Annotated in this window: 2 protein-coding genes; one reads left to right on the top strand and one right to left on the bottom strand. The window is 70.6% G+C overall.

Annotated features, from left to right (window positions below):
• Positions 1 to 42: 42 nt before the first annotated feature.
• A complete protein-coding gene (locus tag AB0C29_RS28650; RefSeq protein WP_360826329.1) occupies positions 43 to 1,191 on the bottom strand; it encodes a calcium-binding protein in 1,149 nt (382 codons plus the stop codon).
• A 248-nt stretch (positions 1,192 to 1,439) separates the two neighbouring features.
• On the opposite strand from AB0C29_RS28650, the gene AB0C29_RS28655 reads away from it, so the two are divergent.
• Positions 1,440 to 6,251 (top strand): ExeM/NucH family extracellular endonuclease, encoded by a 4,812-nt coding sequence (locus AB0C29_RS28655; RefSeq protein WP_360826332.1) that lies wholly within the window; start codon positions 1,440 to 1,442, stop codon positions 6,249 to 6,251.
• The last annotated feature ends 33 nt before the right edge of the window (positions 6,252 to 6,284 follow it).

The following is a 6,284-nucleotide window of genomic DNA, read 5'->3' on the forward strand; positions in this document are numbered from 1 at the left end:
GGCAAGTGCGCCGCCCGATCGGGCCGTCCGTCAGTGCTGGTGTTACTTGACCGCCGCCCGGGCGGCGGCCGCCCGGGTCTGGGCCTGCTGCGCGATCTCGAGCTGTGCGGCCGGAGCAGCCGTACGCGCCTGAGCCGAATCCGCCGTGCCCTCGCAGTTCCGCACGGAAGCCGCCGCCAGGGCCAGGCAGTAGTCGCCCAGCGCGGTCGCGTTGGCGCCGCCGTCGAGCCGGTCCAGGGCCGCGTCGCTGCCGTACGGCCGGCCCGACACGATGTCCTCGCCGATCAGGATGTCGTCGCCCTTGTTGCCGGCGATCGTGTCGTTGCCCGCCTTGCCGTACAGGATGTCGTCCCCGTCGCCGCCGGCGATGTTGTCGTTGCCCGCCTCGGCGAAGATGATGTCCTTGCCCGCGTCGCCGGCGATCGTGTCGTTGCCGGCGTCGCCGTAGAGGATGTCGTCGCCGGTCGAGGCGATGAGCCGGTCGTTGCCCGCGTCGCCGACGAGCACGTCGTTGCCGGCCGCGCCGGTGATCGTGTCGTTGTCCGAGCCGCCCGCGATCTCGTCGTTGCCGGCCGCGCCGGACAGGATGTCCTTGCCCGAGCCGCCCAGGATCAGGTCGTTGCCCGCCTCGCCGTAGGCCTTGTCGGCGCCGGGGCCGGCGTCGATGCGGTCGTTGCCCGAGCCGGCGACCAGCTGGTCGTTGCCCGAGCCGCCGAAGAGCGTGTCGATGCCGCTCTTGCCGTACAGCTTGTCGTTGCCGGTGCCGCCCTGCAGCTGGTCGGCGGCCGAGCCACCGGTGAGCTTGTCGGTGCCGGAACCACCGTCGGCGAGCATGTAGACGGAGGTCTTGTTGACGACCCAGTCGTTCTTGTCACCGAGGGCGACGCTGAGCCGCGACGTCTTCTTCTTGGTCTTGCACTTGACCTTGGTCTTGTCGCCCTTGACCGCCTTGCAGCCCTTGCCGGCCTTGATGGCGACCTTGTCGTCGAGCGTGACGGTGCGGCCCGAGATGGTGATGGTCAGCCCGTTGCTCTTGCCCAGCAGCGCGTTGAACTGCACGGCCGAGGAGCCGACGACCTTGGCCGCCCCGGCGGACGCCGCCTGGGCCGGCACAGCGAAGAACGTGGTGGCGGCGACCGCCGCCGCGGTGACGCCGGCAGCCGTCAAAGCCTTGCGGTGGAACAGGAACATGCAGAATCCCCCGTGTCGAAAAAGTGTGCTGTGGTGATCGGCGGCGACTATACGTGAGCCATGCTCGTGCCCGGGTGCCGACTCGTATGCCTGTTCGTTACCTGAACGAGCGTTGATCGTCATTGGACCTGCTTACGCTCCGGCGCATCAGTACCTTGGAAGGACAAAATTCAATGCGTCGATATCTGCCCGCAGCCGGGGTCGCTCCGCGATCCCGGTCAGGGCGTCACGCTCTCGGTGCGGCGTTCGTGGCCACCACCCTCGGCCTCGGTCTCACCGGTCCGGCGCACGCCGCGACAGCGCCGACCCGCGCCGCGGAAACAGCGCCGGTACGCGCCGCGAAAGCGGCAGCGGAACCATTCATCAGCGAAATTCACTACGACAATTCCGGCACCGACAGCGGTGAGGCCATCGAGATCGAGGCGCCCGCCGGCTCCGATCTGTCCGGCTGGCAGATCGTGCTCTACAACGGCAACGGTGGTGTCGTCTACGACACCGACACGCTCGCCGGGACCGTGCCGGCCGCCGGCGTGGTCGTGCAGCGGTATCCGGTGGACGGCATCCAGAACGGCCCGGACGGCGTGGCCCTGGTGAACCCGGCCGGCGCGGTCGCCGAGTTCCTGACCTACGAGGGGGCCTTCGCCGCGACCGGCGGCCCGGCGGCCGGCACCACCGGTGCCGACATCGGCGTCTCCGAGGGACAGAGCACCACCGCGGCCGATTCGCTGCAGAAGATCGACGGTGCCTGGAAGGCGCCGGCGGCGAACACCTTCGGCGTGCGCAACACCGCCGCGCCGGACCCCGATCCCGATCCGGAACCCGCCCCGGGCTGCACCGTCGCGGTCGACCACACCATCGCCGAGGTGCAGGGCACCGGCGCCGCCACCACGCTGGCCGGCACCCGGGTCACCGTCGAGGGCGTCGTGACCGCCGACCACCGCACCGGTGGCTACAGCGGCATCTACGTGCAGACCGCGGGCAGCGGCGGCGATCGCCCGGTCACCGCGGGCACAGCCTCCGACGCCGTCTTCGTCTACCTGCCCACCGGCACGGCCCCCACGGTCGCCCTCGGTGACCTGGTCCGCGTCAGTGGAACGGCGAATGAGTTCAACGCGTTCACCCAGCTCAGCATCGCGGCCAAGACCGACGTGCAGGTCTGTGCGCACGACGCGCCGCTGCCCGCGCCCGTACCGCTGAGCCTGCCGCTGGCCGACGACGCCCGCGAGTCCGCCGAGGGCATGCTGGTCGCGCCGGTCGGCGCGTTCACCGTCTCCGACGTCTACAACACCAACCGGTACGGCGAGATCGTGCTCGCGGCCGGCCACGCCCCGGCCCGTGTGCCGACCGACGTGGCCCGCCCCGGCACCGAGGCCGCGGCCCAGGTCAAGGCCGCGAACAAGCTCGGCCGGATCCTGCTCGACGACGGGCGTACGACGAACCTGTCCTCGGCCGGCCTGGCCCCGCCGTACCTGTCCAAGACCGACCCGGTCCGCGTCGGTGACACCGTCGAATCGTTCGGTCCGGCGGTCCTGGGCTTCGGGTTCAGCGAGTGGCGGCTGCAGCCGACCACCCCGGTCGACGCGGCCACCCCGCCCACGGCGCGCACGACGTTCAAGGACACCAACCCGCGCACCGCGGCGCCCGCCGCGGTCGGCGGTGACATCAAGCTGGCCAGCTTCAACGTGCTCAACTACTTCGTCCACTTCGGTGGCGAGGCGCGCGGCGCCACCGACGCGGCCGCGCTGGCCAAGCAGCAGGCGAAGATCGTCTCGGCGATCACCGCGCTGGACGCCGACGTGGTCGCGCTGATGGAGATCGAGAACTCGGTCCGGTTCGAGGCCGACGACCCCCAGCTGGCGCTCAAGACGCTGGTCGGTGCGCTGAACGCGGTCGACGGCGCGGGCACCTGGGACTACGTGCGGTCGCCGGCGGAGCTGCCGGCCGCCGCGCAGCAGGACCTCATCACCACGGCGATCATCTTCAAGCCGGCCAAGGTCACCCCGAAGGGCGCGGCCCGGTCGATCAACGACGAGTCGGTGTGGTCGAACGCCCGCGAGCCGATCGCGCAGACGTTCACCTCCGGCGCGATCACCTTCACCGTCGTGGCCAACCACTTCAAGTCCAAGAGCGCCTCGACCACGCCGAGCGGCGACAACGTCGACAGCGGGGACGGCCAGGGCCCGTACAACGGCGACCGGGTCCGGCAGGCGAACTCGCTGGCCGGCTTCGTCGACCAGCTGAAGGCCGGCAGCGGCAGCGACCGGGTGCTGCTGCTCGGCGACTTCAACGCCTACACGCGGGAAGACCCGATGCAGGCCCTGTACGACAAGGGCTTCACTGATGTGCACACGACCGGCGCCCCGGACAAGTACTCATACGTCTTCGGCGGCGAGACCGGCTCCCTGGACCACGGGCTGGCCACCGCCTCGCTCGCCGAGCGGGTCACCGGCGTCGACATCTGGAACATCAACTCCGTCGAGTCGTACGCCTACGAGTACGACGTCTACGCACCGTTCTACGACGCGGGTCCGTACCGGGCCAGCGACCACGACCCGGTGGTGATCGGCCTGGAGACCGGGCTCACCGCGCCGGTCGACCTGCAGCTGCTCAGCATCAACGACTTCCACGGCCGGCTCGAGTCGCCTGCCACCGTCAACGGTCAGGCCGTCGGTGGCGCCGCTCAGCTCGTCGGGCTGGTCAACCAGCTGCGCGCGGCCAACCCGAACACCGCGTGGGTCTCCGCCGGTGACAACATCGGGGCGTCGACGTTCATCTCGGCGATCGACAACGACAACCCGACCCTGGACGTGCTGAACGCCGGCGGGCTGAACGTCGCCGCGGTCGGCAACCACGAGTTCGACAAGGGGCTCGCCGATCTGGTGGGCCGGGTCGAGGACCGGGCGAAGTTCCCGTACCTGGCGGCCAACGTCTACCAGGACGGCAAGCGGGTGCTGCCGGGCTACTCGGTGCAGAACCTGGGCGGCGTCGAGGTCGGCTACATCGGCGTGGTCACCGAGCAGACCGGTTCGCTGGTCGCGCCGGGCGGCATCGCCGGGGTCGAGTTCCGTGACCCGGTGGCCGAGGCGAACAAGCTCGCCACCGAGCTGTCCGACGGCAACGCGGCGAACGGCGAGGCCGACGTCCTGGTGCTGCTGGCTCACGAGGGTGCCGCGTCGGAGCACATCGGTTCGGCCGCCGAGCTGGCCGCCGACCCCGTCTTCGGCAAGTACACCCAGGTCAGCCCCGAGATCGACGCCATCCTCAGCGGCCACACCCACCAGCCGTACGCGTTCCAGGTGCCGGTCCCCGGCACGTCGCGCACGCGGCCGGTCATCCAGGCCGAGGACTACGGCCTCAAGCTCGGCAAGGCCGTGCTCACCTACGACCCGGCTGCCCGCGCGGTGACCGCGTCCACGGCTGAGCTGCTCCCCGTCACGGGCGTCACGCCGGATCCGGCGATCGCCGACCTCGTGGCCAAGGCGAAGGCCAACGCCGCCGAGCTCGGCAAGCAGACCCTGGGCAAGATCACCGGGGACATCCTGCGCGGCTACACCGCCGCCGGTAACGAGGACCGGGGCATCGAGTCGGTGATGGGCAACTTCATCGCCGACGTCCAGCTGGACCAGACCCGCGACGCCGGCCGGGGCGGGGCCCAGCTCGCCCTGATGAACCCGGGTGGCCTGCGGTCCGACCTCAAGTACGGCACCGACGGCACGATCACCTACGCCGACGCGTTCGCCGTGCAGCCGTTCGCCAACGACGTCATCACCCAGACGCTGACCGGCGCCGACATCAAGCTGGCGCTGGAGCAGCAGTGGCAGCCGGCCGGGGCGTCCCGTCCGGTGCTGCACCTGGGCGTGTCGAAGGGGCTCACCTACTCCTACGACGCGGCCCAGCCGCAGGGCCGGCGGATCATCGCCTCGTCGCTGAAGCTCAACGGGGTCACGCTGAACCCGGCGGGCACGTACCGGGTGACGACGAATTCGTTCCTGGCCACCGGCGGCGACAACTTCGCCGCCCTGGCCGGGGGCAGCAACAAGGTGACGACCGGCGACAACGACCTGACGATGCTGGTCAACTACTTCGCCGCGCACACGCCGGTCACGGCCGACCCCGCGCCGCGGGCGACCGCGGGCGTGTCGGACTCCACCGCGCCGACGGGCACCTTCGCCCTGAACGCGGCGGCGCTCTGGCCCGGCCAGGCGGTCACGCTGACCCAGACCGCACTGACCGACGACGTGAGTGCGCCGGCGGGCATCCGGCGGGTCATCACCTGGGGCGACGGCACCGCACCGCAGACCCTGGCGGCCGGCGCGACGACCGCGACCCACACCTACGCGGCCGCGGGCAGCTTCCCGGTGTCGGTCGCGCTGACCGACGAGGCGGGCAACACCGCGGCGGCCGGCTTCACCGGTCCGTCCACGGTGGTCGTCGCGGCGCAGCCGGGCCGGTACGCCCTGGACCGCCGGTCGATCTGGGCGAGCCAGTCGGTCAAGCTCAGCCTCAGCGGGGTGAGCAAGGCGAGCAAGGTCTCCGTGGCCTGGGGCGACGGCGCGACCTCGGTGATGTCGCCGAACGTCGGCAGCGCGGCGCACGTCTACCCGAAGGCCGGCACGTTCACGGTCAAGGTGACGCTGTTCAACCAGGCCGGGGCCGGCACACCGGTCACGGTCGGCTCGGTCAAGGTCACCAAGGACACCTACAAGCCGGTCGTGACCTTCAACGTGCCGAAGAACGCCCACAAGGCGTCCTCCTGGTCGAAGATCACGGTTACGGCGACCGACAAGGGCGTCGGGGTGGCCCGGGTCCGGGTGAAGCTGATCGAGCAGCGCAACGGCAAGTGGTACTACTACACCGGCCGTACCTGGGTGAAGACGTCCTCGAAGAGCAAGGCCTCGGCCAAGGCGACGGTCTTCACCGTGACGCCGTCCGCCCGGGGCACCTGGAGTCTCGGCCTCAAGGGTGTCAAGAAGGGCACCCTGACGGTCACCTACTGGGGCTCCGACAAGGTCGGTAACACTTCGGCCGGCAAGAGCTACACGCGGAAGATCACCAGGTAACGCCGTACCGGAAAAGGAAGGCCCCGGCCGCCC

The organism is Actinoplanes sp. NPDC048791 (genome assembly GCF_040650095.1).
Classification (GTDB): Bacteria; Actinomycetota; Actinomycetes; order Mycobacteriales; family Micromonosporaceae; genus Actinoplanes.

Coding starts and splice junctions, on each gene's coding strand:
- AB0C29_RS28650 (WP_360826329.1), bottom strand. CDS start 1,191: ATGTTCCTGTTCCACCGCAAGGCTTTGACGGCTGCCGGCGTCACCGCG.